Source organism: Pseudomonas sp. MAFF 730105 (genome assembly GCF_055380705.1).
In genome coordinates this window covers 4,358,409-4,379,011 of sequence record NZ_AP018438.1, presented here as the reverse complement: position 1 = coordinate 4,379,011, position 20,603 = coordinate 4,358,409, and the positions used below count along the sequence as shown (strand labels likewise).

At 63.3% G+C, this 20,603-nt stretch carries 17 protein-coding genes and 1 pseudogene; 14 read left to right on the top strand and 4 right to left on the bottom strand.

Going from position 1 to position 20,603, the window contains the following annotated elements; genetic code table 11:
• The first annotated feature begins 27 nt into the window (after positions 1-27).
• The 11 genes and pseudogenes from PCOSP_RS18660 to PCOSP_RS18610 all read left to right on the top strand — a co-directional run bounded on the left by PCOSP_RS18660 (position 28) and on the right by PCOSP_RS18610 (position 13,563).
• Positions 28-1,302, top strand: coding sequence for an NAD(P)/FAD-dependent oxidoreductase (locus PCOSP_RS18660; RefSeq protein WP_139648517.1), 1,275 nt, complete (start codon positions 28-30; stop codon positions 1,300-1,302).
• An 87-nt stretch (positions 1,303-1,389) separates the two neighbouring features.
• Entirely contained in the window at positions 1,390-3,033 is a 1,644-nt protein-coding gene (locus PCOSP_RS18655; RefSeq protein WP_139648519.1) for an ABC transporter substrate-binding protein, read from the top strand.
• Between the two features lie 45 nt (positions 3,034-3,078).
• Positions 3,079-4,035: an ABC transporter permease gene (locus PCOSP_RS18650; RefSeq protein WP_139648521.1), complete on the top strand. Its 957-nt coding sequence runs from the start codon at positions 3,079-3,081 to the stop codon at positions 4,033-4,035.
• Positions 4,032-4,907, top strand: a complete 876-nt coding sequence (locus PCOSP_RS18645) for an ABC transporter permease (protein ID WP_139648523.1) — start codon at positions 4,032-4,034, stop codon at positions 4,905-4,907. Before PCOSP_RS18650 ends, PCOSP_RS18645 begins: the two co-directional genes overlap by 4 nt.
• A 1-nt stretch (position 4,908) precedes the next feature.
• Positions 4,909-6,752, top strand: a pseudogene (locus tag PCOSP_RS18640) (ABC transporter ATP-binding protein).
• A complete protein-coding gene (locus PCOSP_RS18635; RefSeq protein ID WP_464709264.1) occupies positions 6,749-7,057 on the top strand; it encodes a (2Fe-2S)-binding protein in 309 nt (102 codons plus the stop codon). The pseudogene PCOSP_RS18640 and the gene PCOSP_RS18635 overlap by 4 nt, the downstream one beginning before the upstream one ends.
• Positions 7,039-8,415: an FAD/NAD(P)-dependent oxidoreductase gene (locus PCOSP_RS18630; RefSeq protein WP_464709262.1), complete on the top strand. Its 1,377-nt coding sequence runs from the start codon at positions 7,039-7,041 to the stop codon at positions 8,413-8,415. Before PCOSP_RS18635 ends, PCOSP_RS18630 begins: the two co-directional genes overlap by 19 nt.
• Positions 8,412-9,569, top strand: coding sequence for an NAD(P)/FAD-dependent oxidoreductase (locus PCOSP_RS18625; RefSeq protein WP_464709261.1), 1,158 nt, complete (start codon positions 8,412-8,414; stop codon positions 9,567-9,569). The genes PCOSP_RS18630 and PCOSP_RS18625 overlap by 4 nt, the downstream gene beginning before the upstream one ends.
• On the top strand, positions 9,566-10,723 hold the full coding sequence (gene argE, locus PCOSP_RS18620; protein ID WP_464709260.1) for an acetylornithine deacetylase: 1,158 nt from the start codon (positions 9,566-9,568) through the stop codon (positions 10,721-10,723). Before PCOSP_RS18625 ends, argE begins: the two co-directional genes overlap by 4 nt.
• 262 nt (positions 10,724-10,985) lie before the next feature.
• On the top strand, positions 10,986-12,443 hold the full coding sequence (locus PCOSP_RS18615) for an NAD-dependent succinate-semialdehyde dehydrogenase (protein WP_175362132.1): 1,458 nt from the start codon (positions 10,986-10,988) through the stop codon (positions 12,441-12,443).
• Between the two features lie 40 nt (positions 12,444-12,483).
• A complete protein-coding gene (locus PCOSP_RS18610) occupies positions 12,484-13,563 on the top strand; it encodes a tartrate dehydrogenase (protein WP_175385845.1) in 1,080 nt (359 codons plus the stop codon).
• A 229-nt stretch (positions 13,564-13,792) separates the two neighbouring features.
• Here PCOSP_RS18610 and PCOSP_RS18605 read toward each other — a convergent pair whose 3' ends face one another.
• The 3 genes from PCOSP_RS18605 to PCOSP_RS18595 form a co-directional block, all read right to left on the bottom strand.
• Complete coding sequence (locus PCOSP_RS18605) at positions 13,793-14,500, bottom strand: cupin domain-containing protein (protein WP_175385844.1); 708 nt, start codon at positions 14,498-14,500, stop codon at positions 13,793-13,795.
• 28 nt (positions 14,501-14,528) lie between these two features.
• Positions 14,529-15,386 carry a GNAT family N-acetyltransferase gene (locus PCOSP_RS18600; RefSeq protein ID WP_139648539.1) on the bottom strand — a complete coding sequence of 286 codons (858 nt, stop codon included), beginning with the start codon at positions 15,384-15,386 and terminating at the stop codon, positions 14,529-14,531.
• Positions 15,387-15,787: 401 nt separating this feature from the next.
• Positions 15,788-16,714, bottom strand: coding sequence for a 2-hydroxyacid dehydrogenase (locus tag PCOSP_RS18595; protein WP_464709259.1), 927 nt, complete (start codon positions 16,712-16,714; stop codon positions 15,788-15,790).
• A 194-nt stretch (positions 16,715-16,908) separates the two neighbouring features.
• Between PCOSP_RS18595 and gabT the strand changes: the two genes are divergently transcribed.
• The 3 genes from gabT to PCOSP_RS18580 all read left to right on the top strand — a co-directional run bounded on the left by gabT (position 16,909) and on the right by PCOSP_RS18580 (position 19,481).
• Positions 16,909-18,201 (top strand): 4-aminobutyrate--2-oxoglutarate transaminase, encoded by a 1,293-nt coding sequence (gabT, locus tag PCOSP_RS18590; RefSeq protein WP_139648544.1) that lies wholly within the window; start codon positions 16,909-16,911, stop codon positions 18,199-18,201.
• Between the two features lie 90 nt (positions 18,202-18,291).
• Positions 18,292-18,948 (top strand): HAD family hydrolase, encoded by a 657-nt coding sequence (locus PCOSP_RS18585; protein ID WP_175362136.1) that lies wholly within the window; start codon positions 18,292-18,294, stop codon positions 18,946-18,948.
• A 44-nt stretch (positions 18,949-18,992) separates the two neighbouring features.
• The gene (locus tag PCOSP_RS18580) at positions 18,993-19,481 is read left to right on the top strand and encodes an Lrp/AsnC family transcriptional regulator (protein WP_003203167.1); all 489 of its coding nucleotides are present in this window, start codon (positions 18,993-18,995) and stop codon (positions 19,479-19,481) included.
• 137 nt (positions 19,482-19,618) lie between these two features.
• On the opposite strand, the gene PCOSP_RS18575 is transcribed toward PCOSP_RS18580, so the two are convergent.
• Positions 19,619-20,575 (bottom strand): alpha/beta fold hydrolase, encoded by a 957-nt coding sequence (locus tag PCOSP_RS18575; protein ID WP_464709257.1) that lies wholly within the window; start codon positions 20,573-20,575, stop codon positions 19,619-19,621.
• Between the last annotated feature and the right edge of the window lie 28 nt (positions 20,576-20,603).

The following is a 20,603-nucleotide window of genomic DNA, read 5'->3' as shown; positions in this document are numbered from 1 at the left end:
CACTTTCCAAGGCGAAAGGGGTTAGACATGGGCAGTGAGTCCTATTGGCTCGATACCGCACCGGCCTTCACAGGTGCTCAACTCGGCGGGTTGCCGAGGCAGGTCGATGTCGCCGTCGTCGGTGGCGGTTTCACCGGGCTGGCGGCCGCCCGTGCCCTGGCCCTGAAGGGGGCCAGCGTGGCGGTGCTGGAAGCGGGACGGGTGATTGGCGAGGCGTCGGGGCGTAACGGCGGGCATTGCAGCACCGGCGTCGCCCAGGATTACGCGGCGCTCACCGCCAGTCTCGGCGCCGATAAAGCGCGGGCGTATTACCAGGCCTACGAGAGCGCCGTGCAGAGCGTCGTCGCGCTGGTGGAACAGGAGGGGATTGCCTGCGACCTCAAGCGCAACGGCAAGCTCAAACTCGCCGCCAAGCCGATGCACTACGAGGGATTGGCACGCACCTGTGAGTTGATCCGCAAGGAAGTCGATGCCGAGGTCGAGCTGCTGTCCGCCCAAGAGACGCGGGCGGAGGTCAAGTCCGACCAGTTTCATGGCGGCCTGCTGCAGCGCAATGGTGTGCAGATGCACATCGGGCGCTTTGGCGTCGGCTTGGCCGAGGCCGCCGCGCGTCACGGCGCGTTGATTTTCCAGGGCGTGGCCGTCAAGGACTGGAAGGCCAGCGCCGGTGGTTATCAGGTCAACACCAGCAAGGGAACACTGCACGCTTCGCAGGTCTTGCTGGCGACCGGTGCCAGTCAGCATGGCGGCTTGGGCTGGTATCGGCGGCGAATCGTCCCAGTGGGCAGTTTCGTGATCGCCACCGAGGTGTTGCCCCAGGCGCTGATCGACAGCTTGCTGCCGGCGCGCCGCTCCTATGTCACCAGTCGCATGATCGGCAACTACTTCCGCCTGACCCCGGACAACCGTCTGCTGTTTGGCGGGCGTGCGCGGTTTGCCATGTCCGACAGTGTTTCCGATGCCAAGAGCGGCAAGGTGCTGCAAGCGGCAATGGTGCGGATGTTCCCGCAACTGGCCAACGTCAGGATCGACTACTGCTGGGGCGGATTGGTGGACATGACGTCCGACCGGTTGCCCCGGGCCGGCCAGCATGGCGGGGTGTATCACTCCATGGGCTACAGCGGCCATGGCGTGCAGATGTCGGTGCACATGGGGCAGGTCATGGCCGAGGTCATGGCTGGCAAGGCTGAGGCCAATCCGTGGCGCGAGCTCGACTGGCCGGCGATTCCCGGGCATTTCGGCAAGCCCTGGTTCTTGCCGCTGGTAGGCGCGTATTACCGCCTGCAGGACTATCTCCACTGATTCATATGACGTTGTTTTTACGTTTCATCCACGTTGCGTCAACCGTGCGCAACCGAGCCCTTACCATAAGCGAAAGGTAGAACTGACATGACTGACACTAAGAGCAGCATTGATAGCCAGTTGATTACCGGTACAGACAGTCTGCGTGTTTTTGAAGGGCTCAATCGGGGCATGTCGCGCCGTCATGCGCTGCAGATGCTGGGCTTGGCCGGGGTGGCCGCGGCAGGGGCCGGCAGCCTGTTCGGCGCCGCTGGCAAACTGCTGGCCGACGAAACCGCGAGCCCTGGCAAGGGCAAGCCGGGTGGGCGCATTCGCGTCGCCGGTATTTCCAGCTCCACCTCCGATACGCTGGATCCGGCCAAGGGTTCATCCTCCACGGACTACGTGCGCCATTACATGTTCTACAACGGCCTGACCCGTTTCGACAGCCACATGGTGCCGCAACTGGAGCTTGCCGAGCGCATCGATACCACTGACGCCACGCTCTGGGTGATTACCCTGCGCAAGGAAGTGACGTTTCACAACGGCAAGGGCCTGACCGCCGCTGATGTGGTGTATTCCCTGTTGCGACACAAGGATCCGATTACCGGATCCAAGGTCCTGCCCTTGGCCGAGCAGTTTGCCGAGGTCAAGGCCAACGGCACCCATGAAGTGCAGATCCGCTTGAGTGGCCCGAATGCCGAGCTGCCATCGATTCTCGCTGTTTCCCATATGCTGATCGTGCCCGAAGGTACCAGCGACTTCAGCCAGGGTGTCGGTACAGGTCCGTTCAAGGTCAAGGAGTTCAAGCCGGGGGTGCGGTCCATCGGTGCACGCAACACCAACTATTGGAAACCCGGTTTGCCGTACCTGGACGAGATCGAGTTCATCGGCATTGCCGACGAGCCGTCCAGGGTCAACGCGCTGCTCTCGGGCGACGTGCAGATCATCAATGAGGTCAACCCTCGCTCGACGACGCGCATCAAGGACAGCACCACCCACCGGGTCGTGGACTCGCCGTCGGGTAACTACACTGACTTGATCATTCGCCAGGACCAGATGCCCGGGCAGAACCCGGAATTCACCGAAGCCATGAAGCTGCTGCTGGACCGGGAACAGGTCAAGTCGGCGATCTTCCGCGGGTTTGCCCGGGTCGGCAACGACCATCCGATTGCCCCCGGTTCGCGTTTCCACAATGCCGACCTGCCGCAACGGACCTACGATCCGGAGAAGGCGCGCTTCCTGCTGAAAAAGGCCGGCATGGAAAGCATCAGCATGCCGGTAATGTGTTCGCCGGCTGCCACCGGTTCGGTGGACGTTGCGGTGCTGCTGCAGCAGTCGGCCAAGGAGGCTGGGCTCAAGCTCAACGTCAACCGTCTGCCGAGCGACGGCTACTGGTCCAACCACTGGGCCAAGCATCCGTTGAGCTTCGGCAACATCAACCCACGGCCCAACGCCGACATGCTGTTCTCGCAGTTCTTCCAGTCGACGGCACCGTGGAATGAGTCCGGTTGGAAAAATGCCCAGTTCGATCAGCTGCTGATACAGGCCCGGGGCGAAACCGACGAAGCCAAGCGCGGCAAGATGTACGCCGACATGCAGACCCTGGTGCATGATCACTGCGGTATCGGCATCCCGGTGTTCATCAGCAACATCGATGGCGTCGACCAGCGCGTGAAGGGCTATGGCACCAACCCGCTGGGCGGCTTCATGGGCTACATGTTCGCCGAGCAGGTCTGGCTGGACGCTTGATGAGCGTCGGTGTTTCGCTGGCTGACAGTGCACGAGGATAGGGCGATGAATAGCAACACACTGTGGTTGATCGGCCGGCGCTTCGGTGCAGCGATCGTGACCCTTCTGATTGTATCGATGGTGGTGTTCGCCATCACGGCGGTATTGCCGGGAGACGCGGCACAGCAGGCCCTCGGACAATTCGCCACGCCAGAGCAGGTCGCGGCGCTGCGCGTGAAAATGGGGCTGGATCAGCCGGGTGTGTTGCGTTACCTGCACTGGCTGACGAACCTGCTCAGCGGCGACCTTGGGGTGTCGGCGTCCAATGCCACGTCGGTTGCGGAACTGATGGCGGGACGGGTACCCAACACCCTGATGCTGGCGATCGCGACGGCGCTGGTGTCGGTGCCGCTGGCGCTGGTCCTGGGCATCGGTTCGGCCATGGGCCGCGGCGGTCGCATCGACGGTTTCGTGAGCTTCTTCACGCTGATGATGGTGGCTGTGCCGGAGTTCCTGGTGGCCACCCTGGCGGTGCTGATTTTCGCCGTGAACCTGGGCTGGCTTTCAGCGCTGTCGTATTCCAGTGAAATCACTTCGCCGTTGCAATTCATGCGGACCTACGCCTTGCCAGTGATGACGTTGTGTTGCGTGATCGTTGCGCAGATGGCACGCATGACCCGGGCGGCGGTGATCGATCAACTCGACAGTCCTTACGTGGAAATGGCCCGTCTCAAGGGCGTGAGCCCGGTGCGGGTGGTGCTGCGTCATGCGCTGCCCAACGCCATCGGGCCCATTGCCAATGCCATTGCCTTGAGCCTGTCGTATCTGTTGGGCGGCGTGGTGATCGTCGAGACGATTTTCAACTATCCCGGCATCGCCAGCCTGATGGTCGATGCCGTGACCAACCGTGACATGGCGTTGGTCCAGGCCTGCACCATGCTGTTCTGTACCGCATACCTGTCGCTGGTGTTGATTGCCGACCTGTGCGCGATCCTTTCCAATCCGAGGCTGAGAAACCAATGAACAATCCCATTGTGAAATCCCCGACTGCGGCGGTAGCACTGGCATTGGGCAAAGACGCTCATGGTTCGTCCTGGCTTGGGCTGATCGGTGCCGTGATGTGTGTCATGTGGTTGCTGGTGGCGATTTTCGGCCCCTGGCTGGCACCCCACCCGGTGGGGGAAGTGGTGTCCGACAATGTCTTCGACGGCTTCAGTGCCGCTTACCCGCTGGGCACCGACTACCTGGGCCGTGACATGCTCAGCCGGATCCTGGTCGGCGCGCAATTCACCGTGGGCCTGGCGTTGGTCGCCGCGGTACTGGCGAGCGGGCTGGGAACCACTTGCGCGTTGCTCTCGGTGGTTTCACCGAAGTGGCTGGACGAACTGATCAGCCGCCTGATGGACGCGTTCATTTCGATTCCGAGCAAGATGCTGGCGTTGATCATGGTTTCGGCGTTCGGCTCGTCGGTGACCTTGTTGGTGTGCACGGCGGTACTGAGCTACACCCCGGGGGCGTTCCGTATCGCCCGCAGCATGGCGGTGAATATCGAGGCCCTGGAGTACGTGCAAGTGGCCCGCACCCGTGGCGAGCGTCGGCTGTACATCGCCTGCGTGGAAATCCTGCCCAATATGCTCAACCCGGTGCTGGCGGACCTGGGCCTGCGCTTCGGCTTCATCGTGCTGCTGCTCAGCGGCATGAGCTTCCTCGGCCTGGGCGTGCAACCGCCGGACGCCGACCTCGGCTCCCTGGTGCGCGAGAACATTGGCGGCCTTAACCAGGGCGCGCCGGCCATCGTGATTCCGGCATTGGCCATCGGCACCCTGACCATCGGCGTGAATCTGTTTATCGACCGCCTGTCTTCGCGGCGCAATCGACGTTCGGGAGGCCATTGAGATGAGCGAATTGATCCGAGTCGAAAACCTGCGGGTCGTCGCCGGTGACGAACGCGGCGAAGTCGAAATCGTCAAGGGTGTGAGTTTCTCCCTGGAGAAAGGCGAAGTGCTGGCGCTGATCGGCGAGTCCGGCTCCGGCAAGACCACCATTGCCCTGGCACTGCTCGGTTACGCACGGCGCGGTTGTCGCCTGGCCGGCGGCAGCGTGCGCATCGGCGAGCATGACATGCTGGCCCTCGGTGAAAGCGAGTTGCAAGGCTTGCGCGGCAACCGTGTCTCGTACATTGCCCAGAGCGCCGCCGCGGCGTTCAACCCGGCCAAGAAGCTGATCGACCAAGTGGTAGAAGGCGCGCTGATCCATGGCCTGGGCAACCGGGCCACGCTCGAAGCCAAGGCCATCGGGCTGTTCCGGGACCTGGCGCTGCCGAACCCCGAACGCATCGGCCAGCGCTACCCCCATCAGGTTTCCGGCGGCCAGCTGCAACGGGTGATGGCCGCCATGGCGTTGATCAGCGATCCGCTGCTGGTGGTGCTCGATGAGCCGACTACGGCCCTCGACGTCACGACCCAGATCGACGTGTTGCGGGCCTTCAAGCGGGTCGTACGCGAGCGTGGCGCGACGGCGGTCTATGTGTCCCACGACCTGGCGGTCGTCGCGCAGATGGCCGACCAGATCGTCGTGCTCAACGGCGGGCAGATCTTCGAGCAGAGCGCCACCGCGCCACTGCTCAAGGGGCCGGCCCACGAATACACCCGCAGCCTGCTGGCGGCGGCGCGGCCGGACACGACGATTCGTCCACCCTGCGGCGTGGCCGCGGACACGCCGCTGTTGACGATCCAGGGCCTGACCGCCGGCTATGGCGACAAGGACCGTCGCGGGATGCCGATGATCCGCGTGCTCGAGGACATCGACCTGACCGTGCGCCGGGGCCAGGCCATCGGGGTGATCGGCGAATCGGGGTCGGGTAAATCCACTCTGGCGCGGGTGGTGGCGGGGCTGTTGCCACCGGCTCTTGGCGGGTTGACGTTCGATGGCCAGCCCTTGGGCGGCAGCCTGTCCGAGCGCACCGATGAACAGTTCCGGCGAATCCAGATGGTGTTCCAGAACGCCGACACCGCGCTCAATCCGATGCACAGCATCAGCACCATACTGAGCCGACCACTGAAAATGTATTTCGGCCTCAAGGGTGCAGCGCTGCGTGAACGTATCGGCGAGTTGCTGGACCTGGTGCGCCTGCCGCGAACCCTGGCCGAGCGCCGTCCGGGCGAACTGTCCGGCGGGCAGAAGCAGCGGGTCAACCTGGCCCGCGCGTTGGCGGCCAAGCCGGACCTGATTCTTTGCGATGAAGTGACCTCGGCCCTCGATACGGTGGTGGGCGCGGCGATTCTCGAACTGCTGCGCGACTTGCGCCAGCAACTGGGGGTTTCCTACCTGTTCATCAGCCACGACATTTCCACGGTGCGGGCGCTGTGCGATGACATCGTCGTGATGTACAGCGGCCACAAGGTCCAGGAGGGCTCACGGCAATCGTTCGCCCAGGCACCGTTCCATCCCTACACCGACCTGCTGATCCATTCGGTGCCTGAGTTGCGCCAGGGCTGGCTGGAAAGCTGTGGCACGACCACCTGCGGCACGCTGCCCGCACTGGGTGAAAAGGCCGAGGCGTCGACGCTGTGCACCTTTCTCAATCGCTGCCCGGTGCGCGTCGACGGCCTGTGCAACCGCACCGCGCCGCCCCGGCGCGTCATCGAGGGGGCAGCGAGGTGCTCTGTCATCACGACGGTGGCGAGCTGCTCAAGACGCAGCAGGATGCAAACAGCATGATTGTCGGAGCCTACGCATGAGCGCTCGTTTCGTAAGGCTGGCCGAACAGGGCCGGCCCGTCGTCAAACTGACCGTGGATGGCGTCCCCGTCGAGGCGTTGCAGGGCGACACGTTGATGGTCGCGCTGCTGACCCACGGCCTGGCGTTGCGCCAGTCGGAGTTCGATCCGGGCAGCCGCGCCGGTTTCTGCCTGATGGGCGCCTGCCAGGACTGCTGGGTCTGGACCCGCAGCGGCGAACGCCTGCGTGCCTGCTCCAATGAAGTCCGCGAGGGCTTGGACATCATCACCCGGCAACCGGAGGCAATATGGCCACTGCGCGGATAGCGATAGTCGGTGCCGGGCCGGCGGGCATTCGCTGTGCCCAGACGTTGGTCGCGGCGGGCTTCAGGCCGATCCTGATCGACGAAAACCGGCGCGACGGCGGACAGATCTACCGCCGCCAGCCCGAAGGATTCACCCGTACCTACACCACGCTGTACGGCACCGAGGCCGAGAAGGCCCGGGACCTGCACGACAGTTTCGACCGTTTGCGCCCGCAGATCGACTACCGTCCGGACACCCTGGTGTGGAACCTGACATCGGGGCAACTGTGTTGCGTCAGCCAGGGCGAACATTTGACGGTGGATTACGACGCGCTGGTGCTTTGCACCGGCGCCACCGACCGCCTGATGCCCATCGAAGGCTGGCAGTTGGGCGGCACCTACAGCCTCGGCGGGGCGCAGATCGCGTTGAAGGCCCAGGCGGTTTCCATTGGTCACCGGGTGGTGTTCATGGGCAGCGGGCCGTTGCTCTATCTCGTTGCCAGCCAATACCTCAAGGCCGGTGCCAATGTGGCTGCGGTGCTCGACACTTCGCCCTTGGGCAAGCGTATCAAGGCCCTGCCCAAACTCATGGCGCGTCCCCGTTTATTGTTCACCGGCATGAAGCTGCTGGCGCAGTTGCGCCAGGCGAAAGTCCCGGTGCACCTGGGTATTTCACCGCTGCAAATACTGGGGGAGGCGGACAGTGGTGTCAGTGGCGTGCGCGTGCGTACCGCGAACGGCGAAACGTTGACGGTGGATTGCGACGCCGTCGCCCTGGGTTATCACTTGCGTCCGGAAACCCAGTTGGCCGATCTGGCCGGCTGTGTCTTGCGTTTCGACGAGGCATCCAGCCAGTGGCTGCTGGCGACGGATGAGGACGGGCGAACCTCGGTCAGCGGTGTCTATGCCGCCGGAGATGGTTCGAGCATCCGTGGCGCCGATGCCGCCGAATGCGCCGGTCGCCTGGCCGCCCTGGCGGTGCTGAGCGATCTACAGCAGCCGGTGGATGCCGCCCAGGTCACCGAACAGCGCCAGGCGCTCAAGGTGATGGACGCGTTTCGCCTCGGTCTGGCCCAGGCGTTTCCCTGGCCGGCGGCGCAAGCCAAGGCATTGCCGGACGAGGCCATTGTCTGCCGTTGTGAAATGATCACCGCTGGCGAGCTGCGGCGCACCGTCAGTGAAAAGGGCGCCTGCGAAGTCAACCGGGCCAAGGCCTTCAGCCGGGTCGGCATGGGCCGGTGCCAGGGGCGCTATTGCGCCCAGGCCGGGGCCGAAGTGATTGCCGCGGCGGCCGGTGTCGACGTCCGGGAGGTCGGCCGCCAACGTGGCCAGGCGCCAGTCAAACCGCTTTCGATGCTCACCCGGGAGGTGACGCCATGACCCAGAACAAGGCCGATGTGTTGATTGTCGGCGGTGGTGTGATGGGCGCGGCGTCAGCATTTTTCCTGCGCCAGCGAGGGCAGTCGGTGATTCTGCTGGAACGCGACCTGATCGGTCAGTACGCCAGCGGCGTCAACTTCGGCAACGTCCGGCGCCAGGGGCGTTACCTCGGGCAACTGGAGCTGGCGAATCGCTCCTTTGCCCTGTGGAAACGCTTGCCGGAATTGATCGACGACGACCTGGAATTCATCGCCAGCGGGCATATGCGCGTGTGCTATCGCGAAGACGAGATTGCTGAGCTTGAGGCTTACGCCGCAGCCCCTGAAGCGGTGCAGCTGGATTTGAAGATCTACCGTGGCGCCGAACTGCATGAACGTTTTCCGTTCCTTGGCAAAGACGTGAAGGGAGGCTCTTATGCGCCTCACGACGGCCACGCCAACCCGCGTCTGGCGGCGCCTGCGTTTGCGCGGGCGGCCCGGCGGCTGGGGGCACGCATCGAAGAGCGGACCGAAGTGGCCGAAGTGCAGAAGGTCAACGCCGATACGTTCAGCGTCACCACCACCGACGGTCGCCGGTTCAGCGCCGCGCGCCTGCTGATCACGGCGGGGGCCTGGGGCCAGAAGCTCTCGGAGCAATTCGGTGAACCGGTGCCGCTGGAGACCAACGGCCCGCAGATGGCGGTCACCGAGCCGGTGCCGTATGCCTTGCCGACGGTGATCGGCGTGTACACCAAGATACCCGAAGAGGTGATCTACTTCCGTCAGATCCCCCGGGGCAACATCATCATCGGCGGTGGCTATCGCTGCAAGCCGGACATGCTCAACCGTCGGGCCCATGTCGAGCCGCGCAGTATTCTCAATCAGCTGGACCAGATGCACCGCCTGGTGCCAGGTATCGGCAACCTGAACATCATCCGCGTGTGGAGCGGCATCGAAGGCTACCTGTCCGACTCGCTGCCGGTGATGGGGCCCAGTGGCAATGTGGATGGTCTGTACTATGCGTTCGGTTTCAGCGGTCACGGCTTCCAGCTCGGCCCGGGTGTCGGTGATGTCATGGCCGAGCTGATCAGCACCGGCAGTACCAGCACTTCCATCGAACCGTTCTCCATTTGCCGGTTCGCCTCTTCTGCCGAGCAACGGAGCAAAGCGTCATGAAACCAAGGGTACTGGCGATTCTCGAACGCCTGCTGGCATTTGAAACGGTCTCTTCGGAGTCGAACCTGGCCTTGATCGAGTATGTGCGCGAGCTGCTGGCGAGCAAGGGCATCGAGTCGCTGATCGTCAAGGACGAGAGCGGCAAGAAGGCCAACCTCTTCGCCAGCACCGGCCCCCGTGAGCAGCCGGGGATCCTGTTGTCCGGGCACACCGACGTGGTGCCGGCGGCGGGACAGGCGTGGACCGTCCCGGCGTTTCAGGCGACGCTGCGCGACGGCCGGATCTACGGTCGCGGCAGCTGTGACATGAAAGGCTTCATCGCGCTGGCCATCGACGCCATGCTCGATGCCGCCGACTGCTCGTTGAGCCGACCGTTGCAACTGGCGCTGTCCCATGACGAAGAGATCGGTTGTGTCGGCGTGCGTCGTCTGCTCGATGTGCTTCACCTGGCGCCGGTCCGGCCGTTCCTGTGCGTGATCGGCGAGCCGACCAACATGCAGTTCGTGCTCGGGCACAAGGGCAAGGGTTCCTACCGTACCTACTGTCGGGGCCTGGAGGCGCACTCGTCGCTGGCGCCGCTTTCGGTGAACGCGATTCACGTGGCTTGCGATTTCATCGCGGCGCTGCGCCAGAGCCAGCAGCAGTTGCAGGAGCAGGGCGCCCGGGATGCGGATTTCGATGTGCCCTACAGCACCGTGCACGTCGGGCAGATCGTCGGTGGCAAGGCCCTGAACATCGTGCCGAACCTGTGCACCCTGGATTTCGAGGTGCGCAACTTGCCGGCTGACAACCTGGATCAGTTCCTGGAGCAACTGCGCGAGCGCGCCGAAATGATCGTCGGTGAAGCAAAAAAACTCTCCAGCGTGGCGGCTATCGAGATCGACACCTTGAACGTCTACCCGGGCCTGGATACCCACCCGAGCGTGGAGGCGGTGCGCTTCCTGAAAAACTTCGCCGCCCCGGACACCGGCACCGCCAAGGTGTCCTTCGGCACCGAAGGCGGCCTGTTCAAACAACGCCTGGATGTACCCGTAGTGGTCTGTGGCCCAGGCTCCATCGAACAGGCGCACAAGCCCGATGAGTTCATCGAGGTCAGCCAGATGGACGCGGGTGAACGGTTTCTGGAAGGGGTGTTGGGGTCCTTGAAACTGTAAACGCCTCTTGAATCACCACCGAACCCCTGTGGGAGCGAGCCTGCTCGCGATGGCGATGTCACAGTCGACATCGTCGTTGACTGACCCAGCGCTATCGCGAGCAGGCTCGCTCCCACAAGGGTTGGTGGTGATTTTCATGTCCCGGTAGAGCCTGCCGTCCCACCCCGCAACTTCAGCATCCCGCACTGCCCAACACCCGCTTTCAGCATCCTGCGCCGCGGCATCTCCCTAGACTGGAAATACCTCGGAACAGGACACGACCATGCTCAAGACGCTATTGAAAGACCCCAGCCTGCTGGCAGAGCTCGCCTATATCGACGGTCAGTGGACCGGCGCTGACGATGCCGCCACCCTTGACGTCATCGACCCGGCCAGTGGTGAGCTGCTGGCCCGCGTACCGGCCCTGCAGGGTGTGGAGACCCGTCGTGCCATCGAGGCCGCCGAGCGTGCCTGGCCGGCCTGGCGCGCCCGTCCGGCGGCGGAGCGTGCGGTGCTGTTGGAGCGCTGGTACCAGGCAATGATCGACAACCTCGACGACCTGGCGCTGATCATGACCTGCGAGCAGGGCAAGCCGCTGAACGAAGCCAAGGGTGAAATCCGCTACGGTGCCGGTTTCGCCAAATGGTTTGCCGAGGAAGCCCGCCGGATCTATGGCGAAACCATCCCGGCGCCCAGCGGCGACCGTCGCCTGCTCACCCTCAAGCAACCGGTGGGGGTCTGCGCGGCCATTACCCCTTGGAATTTCCCCAACGCAATGATCACCCGCAAGTGCGCCCCGGCCCTGGCGGCGGGTTGCCCGGTCATTGTCAAACCTTCGGACCTCACGCCGCTGTCGGCCCTGGCGCTGGCGGTGCTGGCCGAGCGGGTCGGGATTCCCGCAGGTGTGTTCAACGTCGTCACCGGCCTGCCCGCGGGCATCGGCGAAGAGCTGACCGGCAACCCGACGGTGCGCAAGATCTCTTTCACCGGCTCCACGGCGGTCGGTCGGCTGCTGATGCGCCAGAGTGCCGAGCACATCAAGCGCCTGAGCCTGGAACTGGGCGGCAATGCTCCCTTCATCGTGTTCGATGACGCGGACCTGGAGCAGGCCGTGACCGGCATCATGCTCAGCAAGTTTCGCAATGCCGGCCAGACCTGTGTCTGCGCCAACCGCATCCTGGTGCAGGATGGCATCTACGAGCGTTTCGCCGAACGCCTGGTGCAAGAGGTGGGCAAGCTCAAGATCGGCAATGGCCTGGAAGCGGATGTGACGATCGGCCCGCTGATCAACCCTGCGGCGGTCAGCAAGGTCGCCCGGCACATCGACGATGCGTTGAGCCAGGGCGCTCGCCTGCTCTGTGGTGGCATCCCTGAAGGTGACAGCCAGTTCGTGCAGCCCACCGTGCTTGGCGAAGCCCATGCCGGAATGTTGCTGGCCAACGAAGAAACCTTCGGCCCGGTGGCGCCGTTGATGCGCTTCACCACCGAAGAGGAGGCGCTGGCCCTGGCCAATGCCACGCCGTATGGCCTGGGCGCCTATTTCTTCACCCAGGACTTGCGTCGGTCCTGGCGTTTCGGCGAGGCACTGGAGTTCGGCATGGTCGGCCTCAATACCGGGATCATCTCCATGGAAGTGGCGCCCTTCGGTGGTATCAAGCAATCGGGCCTGGGTCGCGAGGGCAGCAAGTACGGGCTGGACGAGTACCTCGAAGTCAAGGCTTTCCACATCGGTGGGTTGTGAGTCGGTCATCGTTTGAACAGACAGCAGGGGACCAGGATTGATGAGTAAACCATTCAGAATCGCCGCCATTGCCGGCGATGGCATCGGCCAGGAAGTCTTGCCGGAAGGGCTACGGGTGTTGGAGCAGGCCGCGAAGAAATGGCAGTTGGATTTGCACATCGAAGTGCTCGACTGGGCTCACTGCGACTACTACCTGGAACATGGGCAGATGATGCCCGGCGACTGGTTCGAACAGCTCAAGGGCTTCGACGCGATCTACTTCGGTGCCGTGGGTTGGCCGGACAAGGTGCCGGATCATATTTCCCTGTGGGGGTCGTTGCTCAAGTTTCGTCGCGACTTCGACCAGTACGTGAACATTCGCCCGGTGCGACTGTTCCCCGGCGTGCCGTGTCCGTTGGCCGGGCGCGAGGCGGGAGACATTGATTTCGTCGTCATCCGTGAAAACACCGAGGGCGAGTATTCCTCCGTTGGCGGCAAGATGTTCGAAGGCACCGAGCACGAGTTCGTGCTCCAGGAGTCGGTGTTTACCCGCCGTGGTGTCGACCGGATTCTCAAGTTCGCCTTCGACCTGGCCCAGACCCGGCCACGCAAGCGCCTGACGTCGGCGACCAAATCCAACGGGATCTCCATCAGCATGCCGTACTGGGACGAACGCACGGCGCTGATGGGCGAGCAGTACCCCGAGGTGACGTGGGACAAGCAGCACATCGACATCCTGTGCGCGCGTTTCGTCTTGCAGCCTGACCGTTTTGACGTGGTGGTGGCGTCGAACCTGTTCGGCGATATCCTTTCCGACCTCGGCCCGGCATGCGCCGGCACCATCGGCATTGCGCCCTCGGCCAACCTCGACCCGCAACGACGTTTCCCGTCGCTGTTCGAGCCAGTGCATGGCTCGGCCCCCGATATCTATGGGCAGAACATCGCCAACCCGATTGCGATGATCTGGTCGGGCGCCTTGATGCTCGACTTCCTGGGGAATGGGGATGAGCGTTACCGGGCGGCCCATGACGGGATTCTCAAGGCCATCGAACGCGTGATCGCCCAAGGGCCTATCACACCGGACCTGGGCGGGCAGGGCTCGACCCAGGACGTTGGCGGGGCGATTGCTGCGGCGCTTTGAGCCCACGGTCACGCAACACCTTTTGCCCGCTCACACTGCGGGCTTTTTTTTGCGTGGTTTTCTTTGTGGAAGCGGGTGGGGCCGTTGAAGGTGATGGTGACTGTGCCACCGTCATCGCGAGCAGGCTCGCTCCCACAAGGGATCTGAGGTGGACACCACTTCTGTGAACACCCGGAAACACTGTGGGAGCGAGCCTGCTCGCGATGGCGGTGGTGCTGCTCAATCAGGGCTATCTGACGACATAGAACTTGCGCACGTAGACATTGCTCTTCCAGGCACAACGGGCATTGAGGGGAACGAAGACCGTGTCGCCGGTGTTGACGATCAGGTCACTGCCGTCGGCTGTCTGCAAGGTGACGCTGCCTTCGATCAGGTGCATCAGTTCATGCAGTTTGTGAGGCCGTGCCCTGCGCGTGTAGGGGGTCGAATCCCAGACACCGATGCGCAGGTCGGTGGCTTGTTCGACGAACACGTTGTACGAGCGGCACTGCGGCGCCGGGCTGAGCAGGATCTCGGCATCGGGCGCAGCGGAAGGCGAGAGCAGGGTGTGCGCAGGCAGTGCCGTGAGCCCGGGGGTGCTCGCTGCGACGGGTTGGGTGTCGGCGCAGAAGGCCCAGCGCGAATCGGGCTGTGCGTCGATCTCCACTGCTGTGCCGCGGGCGATCACCGCGCTTTCACCGGGTTTGAGCTGGAGCGTCTGCTCCTGGCTGCGCAGGGTGACGGCACCGGCGTGCACCACGATCATTTCGCTGAACGGATAGTGGTCGACTCGGGTCTGGCCGCTCACCTCGACTACACCGGCGGCGATGCCATCCTCCCCGGCAAAGGCGATCAGCCGGTCGAAAGGGTCGTTGGCGCCCAACGAGGTCAGGATGAAGGTCGTGGCGACAGGACTGCCGTCGGCGCGGGCCAACAGCATTGCAGTAGGTTCGGGCATGAGGGTGACTCTCCAGGAAAAGTATGTGTTAGCCAATGGCCTGGGTCACCAGCGCGAACTGTTGCACCGCGCCGGTGGCCTGGGGAGGTGTGCCGAGGGCCATTTGGGCGACGGTGTCGATTTGCTTGAGCCCGGCCTCTTCCAGAAAGGCCGTCAAGCCGCTATTGGAAGGAATGTCGATGCGTACGAAAGCGTCCGGGATCTGCGCCAGCAGGACCGCGATCATGTGCCGGGCCTGCTCCAGGGTCTGCGCAACGACCGGGCCGATGCTGCGACCCCGCCCGAACGGGCGCAGCAGGGCGAAGCCGCACAGGCGGCCGTCCTGCTCTATGCCTACCGCCTGCTCGACGACATCGAACAGATCGTTCAGCACGACAGTTCGATCCAGGCCGCTTCCGGCATTGGCCAGTTCGATCACTGCGGCCTGATCGGCTTCGGTCAGCGGGCGGCAGCGTTCGCCAGGGGACAGTGGCTGCGGTGCAAGCGAAAGCGCCTGTCCCTGATGTTGTTGGATATGCCCGAAATCGACGAAGCCCTGGCTGGCATACAACGGTGCACCGGCCAACGTCGCGTTGAGCATGGGCGTACGCGTCCCGCAGGCCTCGAGGGCCAGCTCCATCAGCCTGCGGCCAATGCCTTGGCCCTGGTATTCGTCATCGACGATGACCAGGCCAATGCTGGCATGGCTGCCCTGTGGGCAGGTGAACGCACTGCCGATGAGGCGACCCTGGTCTTCCACCACAAACCCTTGGGCGACACGCTCCAGCATTGCCCAGTCTTCCAGGCGATGGGGCCATTTCAGTTTCACGGACAACGTATGGGCGCGGGGGACATCTGCCGCAGTCATGGGTCGATAGAGGTAAGCAGGGCGTTGCGAAATGGACATGGCAGATCCCCGTTGGGAAGGCGTGGAATCGGACGGATTCGTCCGCTGAGAGCCCCTGTATCTCACCTGCCACCGGGCCTGACAATAGGCTGGAATGGATTCGGCAGGTTCCGTTGACGACGGCTTCACCGGCCACATTTTTTGCTCAAATCCTGTGTCGGGCCAGCAGTAAATATCGGGGCGGTTTTGCGAAGCGGTGGGGCAGTTGGAAGTGTTGCCAGCTGTGCCGCCGCCATCGCGAGCAGGCTCGCTCCCACAGTGTTTGCGGGGTGCTCACAGGAGCTATCTCCACCCCGAATCCCCGGTGGGCTTGCCCGCGAAAGCGGTGGGTCAGTTGGCAGTGATGTTGCCCGTGCCGCCGTCTTCGCGAGCAAGCCCGCACCCACAGTGTTTTCGAAACGTCAGTAGGCCCGTTCGCGATTCACCTGGCCAAGCATCGATTCGCCCCGCTGATGCCGGCGGATATTGTCCAGCAGAACGCCAAACGCACTTTCGGGTTGGGTCATTGCCGCGATGTGCGGGGTCAACAGAATCTGCGGGTGATGCCAGAAGGGATGATCCGGTGCGGCCGGTTCCTGTTCCAGTACGTCGAGCACGGCCGCGCTGAGCTGGCCGTCGGCAAGCGCTTCCAGCAGATCCGCTTCGACCAGATGGCCGCCTCGGCCCATGTTGATCAGGGCCGCGCCTTTGGGCAGTTGCTGGAATACCTCGCGCTTGAGGATCCCCCGGGTCTGCTCGGTCAACGGCAGCACACACAGCAGGATATCGCATTGGCCCAGAAACACCGGCAGTTGTTCGGTACCTGCAAAGCACGCCACCCCGGCGATCTGGTGTTCACTGCGGGCCCAACCCGACAGGGCGAAGCCGAATGGCTGCAAGGCGGTGAGGATATTCCGGGCCTGCAGGCCCAACCCCAGGACCCCGATCCGACGCTGCCGGGCGGGAACCAGTCGGTGTGCCTGCCAGCACCGTTCGGCCTGTTGCTGACGGTAGCGCAGCATGTCCCGGTGCAAGCCGAGCACGGCGAACGTGGCGTATTCGCACATGCCCTGGCTGATGCCCGGATCGAGCAGGCGCACCACCGGCAGGTTCGTCGGCAGGCGACCCAGATCGAGCTGATCCACCCCCGCCGACAAGGCGAACAGCACCTCAAGATTCGGCAGCACCGTTTCGATATCGTCCGGTGCCTGCCACGCCGCCAGGTAGCGAATATCCCGTGGGTCACCGATGTCCGGCCAGGCGCGCCATTCGATATCCGGAGCATGTTCGGCGAACAGGCGCTTCCACTGTTCGCCGCGTACCGGGTCAGCTTTGTAGAGCAGGGCCATGGGTCTTCTCGCCGGGAAATAAGGAGTATCCAGCATGCCTCAATGGGGCGAGAGGATTCTGCTGTTTGCCGGGGTGTAAACAGTCGATCCGGATTTCTCAGCGGGCAAGTTCGGCTTAGAGCATTGTGTCGAAGGCTTAACCTGTGAACACATCGCAGCCGCTTCGGGTTGCCTGGCTCACTATGGGAAATGCCATGAACAGTAAAGTCGAAGAAACCCCAAGTCTGCTCCGTCAGCGTGATCAATTCGTCCCCCGTGGTCTGGTGACCGCGCACCCGCTGGTGATCGATCGGGCCCAGGGCTCGGAGTTGTGGGATGTCGACGGCAAGCGCTACCTGGACTTCGTGGGCGGTATCGGTGTGCTGAACATCGGGCACAATCACCCCAAGGTAGTGGCGGCAGTGCAGGCGCAACTGCAAAAGGTTTCCCACGCCTGCTTCCAGGTAGTGGCCTACAAGCCGTACCTGGACCTCGCCCAGCGGCTGTGCCAGATGATCGGTGGCCAGCACGCCTATAAAGCGGCCTTTTTCACTTCCGGCGCCGAAGCGGTGGAAAACGCGGTGAAGATTGCCCGCGCCCACACCCATCGTTCGGCGGTGATCGCCTTTCGCGGCGGGTTCCATGGCCGGACGCTGCTCGGCACCACGCTGACCGGAATGAGCCAGCCCTACAAACAGAACTTCGGGCCATTCGCGCCGGAAGTCTTCCACACGCCCTATCCAAATGCCTATCGGGGTGTCACCAGCGAGATGGCGCTCCAGGCGCTGGACGAACTGCTCGCCACCCAAGTGGCGCCTGAGCGGGTCGCGGCGATCATCATCGAACCGGTGCAGGGCGATGGTGGTTTCCTTTCGGCGCCGGTAGAGTTCCTCCAGGGCCTGCGTGCGCTGACCGAGAAACACGGCATCGTGTTGATCCTCGATGAAATCCAGACCGGTTTCGGGCGCACCGGCAAGTGGTTCGGTTTCCAGCATGCCGGTATCCAGCCAGACCTGGTCACCGTCGCCAAGAGCCTCGCCGGTGGCCTGCCATTGTCGGGTGTGGTCGGCAAGGCCGAGATCATGGACGCTCCACTGCCTGGCGGCCTGGGCGGGACCTATGGCGGCAACGCATTGTCGTGCGCGGCGGCGCTGGCGGTGATCGAGGCCTATGAGCAGGAACAACTGTTGGCGCGCGGAGACGCCCTGGGCGAGCGCCTGCGTCAGGGGCTGTTGCGTCTGCAAGCCCGCTACCCGCAGATCGGTGATGTGCGTGGCAGCGGTTTCATGCTGGCCATGGAGTTGATCAAGAATGATGAAGCATGCACCCCCGACGCGGACCTGAACCAACGCCTGATCGACGAAGCCCGTGTGGGCGGGTTGCTGGTCATCAAGTGTGGGGTCTACCGCAACGTGATGCGTTTCTTGGCACCGCTGGTGACCAGCGAGGCGCAGATCGATGAAGCGTTGCAGATTCTTGAAGGGGCACTGGCGCGGGTCTTGAACTGAGCGCCTGTGGCGAGGAAGCAGGCTGCCTCGCCACACTCGTTCCAACGCGTTGGATGAACTGCATTAGGGACTCATCGGAGGCTTTTAGCCATGAGGCTGACTGAATATCGAGCGTTGTTGATCGACTGCGACGAGGTCCTGGTGGATCGGGATTCCGGCATCTGGACGGCCTTGCAGCCGCTGCTGGAGACCCATGGCGACCCGCCGGACAAAACTCAGGTGCTGACCGAGTTCGATGAGGCGCTGCGGGCCCTCTATCCACGTTTTGGCGAGCTCGGCTTCAGTGGGCTGCTGTGCTTCGCCCACCGTCAGTTGGCTGAGCGCTGGCAGCTCAAGGTCAGCTGGGAGGAGGGCATGAGCTTCGCCCGCTCGGCGGCCAGTTGGACGCTGTTCGAGGATGCACCGGGTGCGATGCTCTACCTGCGCAAGTTCTACCGTCTGCTGGTGCTGGGCGACCGTGATGCCGAGGACCGGGGCGTGCTGTGCGAACGCCTGGGTATCGAGCCGGAGGATTTCATCTCACTGGCGAACGATCCTTTGCAGGATCCCGATTGGCTGGCGGCCAACGGTCTCGATCCCGGCGCTATTCTCCAGGTAACCCGTCCGGGCGCCCATTCACGCCGGGATCGGGCTGTGTGCCTGATCTGCCGAAACCCCGAGCTGCCGCTCCAGCCGTGCGCGGCGGACTACTGCATCAGCAGCATGGCGGATCTGGTGGCGCAGCACCAGTTGTCGCTACGTCACTGATTTTGTTAGAAGATAGTCTACAAACGGCACGCAAGGGGTATGCGATGGAAGGTTTAGCGAAACTGGACCGTATTGACATCAGCATTTTGGTCGAGCTGCAAAAAGACGGCCGCATGACCAACGTCAGCCTGGCCGATGCCGTGGGGTTGTCCGCCAGCCCTTGCCTGCAACGGGTCAAGCGGCTGGAGTCGTTGGGGTACATCTCCAGCTACAAGGCGCACCTGAACCTGGCGAAGATTACCGATTCGGTGACGGTCTTCACCGAAGTCACCCTGAGCGACCACAAGCGCGAAGACTTCGCCAAATTTGAATCCAACATCCGCCTGGTGGACGAAGTGCTGGAGTGCCACTTGATCAGCGGGGGCTACGATTACCTGGTGCGCTTCATGACCCGCAGCATCCAGGACTACCAGGACGTGATGGAAAGTCTGCTGGACAAGAACATCGGCATCTCCAAGTACTTCAGCTACATCGTCATCAAGTCGCCGGTACGCAAGGACGAGATTCCATTGCGCAAGTTGCTGCGGCACTGATCCGATTACCTACCGGGAACAAATGTGGGAGCGAGCCTGCTCGCGATGGCGGTGTATCAGACGCATAAGATGCTGACTGATATTCCGCTATCGCGAGCAGGCTCGCTCCCATAGAGGTTGTCGTGGGTGTGCTGGCTTTATTCCTTGAGGAAGGTCAGCAGGTCCTGGTTCAGACGATCCTTGTGGGTCTCGGTCAACCCGTGCGGCGCGCCAGGGTAGACGATCAGTCGGGCGCCCTTGATCAGTGCCGCCGAAGCCTTGCCGGACGCATCTATCGGCACGATCTGGTCGGCGTCGCCATGGATCACCAGGGTCGGCACGTCGAACTTCTTCAGATCGTCGCGGAAATCGGTGGCCGAGAACGCGGCGATCGAGTCATAGGTGTTCTTGGCGCCGCCCTGCATGCCCTGGGCCCAGAACGATTGGATCAGGCCCTGGGACGGCTTGGCGCCCTTGCGGTTGTAACCGTAGAAGGGGCCGGAGGCGATGTCCAGGTAAAGCTGCGAGCGGTTCTCCAGGGACGCCTTGCGCAGGCCGTCGAACACCGCGAGTGGCAGGCCACCGGGGTTCGTGTCGGTCTTGAGCATCAATGGCGGAACAGAGGACACCAGCACCGCTTTCTTGACTCGGGCAGTCCCGTGGCGACCGATATAGCGAGCCACTTCACCGCCCCCTGTCGAGAAGCCCACCAGGGTCACATCCTTCAGGTCCAGCGCTTCAATGACCGCCGCCAGGTCGTCGGCGTAGTGATCCATGTCGTTGCCTTCCCAAGGCTGGCTGGAACGTCCATGGCCGCGACGATCGTGGGCGACAACCCGATAACCTTTCGACGCGAGGAACATCATCTGCGCTTCCCAACTGTCGGAGTCCAGCGGCCAGCCGTGGCTGAAGGTGACGACCTGGCCATCGCGCGGGCCCCAGTCCTTGTAATACAGCTGAACGCCGTCCTTGGTGGTGACGTAGCTGGCGGATTGGATGACGCTGCCGATAGCCGAAGCAGTGGTCGTAGCAGTGGTCTGTGCCGGTGCGGCTTCTGCGCCGAGAGTCGCGAGTGCCAAGGTAGCGATGGCCAGGGTGCGGTTGAGTGTGTTCATTGGGCTCTCTCCATAAGGGCTGGTTGAC

Bases quoted from the DNA above. Each gene is read 5' to 3' on its own strand.
- PCOSP_RS18630 (WP_464709262.1), top strand. From the start codon at position 7,039: ATGGCCACTGCGCGGATAGCGATAGTCGGTGCCGGGCCGGCGGGCATT.
- PCOSP_RS18660 (WP_139648517.1), top strand. From the start codon at position 28: ATGGGCAGTGAGTCCTATTGGCTCGATACCGCACCGGCCTTCACAGGT.
- PCOSP_RS18615 (WP_175362132.1), top strand. From the start codon at position 10,986: ATGCTCAAGACGCTATTGAAAGACCCCAGCCTGCTGGCAGAGCTCGCC.
- PCOSP_RS18575 (WP_464709257.1), bottom strand. From the start codon at position 20,575: ATGAACACACTCAACCGCACCCTGGCCATCGCTACCTTGGCACTCGCG.
- PCOSP_RS18595 (WP_464709259.1), bottom strand. From the start codon at position 16,714: ATGGCCCTGCTCTACAAAGCTGACCCGGTACGCGGCGAACAGTGGAAG.
- PCOSP_RS18585 (WP_175362136.1), top strand. From the start codon at position 18,292: ATGAGGCTGACTGAATATCGAGCGTTGTTGATCGACTGCGACGAGGTC.
- PCOSP_RS18650 (WP_139648521.1), top strand. From the start codon at position 3,079: ATGAATAGCAACACACTGTGGTTGATCGGCCGGCGCTTCGGTGCAGCG.
- PCOSP_RS18645 (WP_139648523.1), top strand. From the start codon at position 4,032: ATGAACAATCCCATTGTGAAATCCCCGACTGCGGCGGTAGCACTGGCA.
- PCOSP_RS18580 (WP_003203167.1), top strand. From the start codon at position 18,993: ATGGAAGGTTTAGCGAAACTGGACCGTATTGACATCAGCATTTTGGTC.
- PCOSP_RS18605 (WP_175385844.1), bottom strand. From the start codon at position 14,500: ATGCCCGAACCTACTGCAATGCTGTTGGCCCGCGCCGACGGCAGTCCT.
- gabT (WP_139648544.1), top strand. From the start codon at position 16,909: ATGAACAGTAAAGTCGAAGAAACCCCAAGTCTGCTCCGTCAGCGTGAT.
- PCOSP_RS18610 (WP_175385845.1), top strand. From the start codon at position 12,484: ATGAGTAAACCATTCAGAATCGCCGCCATTGCCGGCGATGGCATCGGC.
- PCOSP_RS18625 (WP_464709261.1), top strand. From the start codon at position 8,412: ATGACCCAGAACAAGGCCGATGTGTTGATTGTCGGCGGTGGTGTGATG.
- argE (WP_464709260.1), top strand. From the start codon at position 9,566: ATGAAACCAAGGGTACTGGCGATTCTCGAACGCCTGCTGGCATTTGAA.
- PCOSP_RS18600 (WP_139648539.1), bottom strand. From the start codon at position 15,386: ATGTCCATTTCGCAACGCCCTGCTTACCTCTATCGACCCATGACTGCG.
- PCOSP_RS18635 (WP_464709264.1), top strand. From the start codon at position 6,749: ATGAGCGCTCGTTTCGTAAGGCTGGCCGAACAGGGCCGGCCCGTCGTC.
- PCOSP_RS18655 (WP_139648519.1), top strand. From the start codon at position 1,390: ATGACTGACACTAAGAGCAGCATTGATAGCCAGTTGATTACCGGTACA.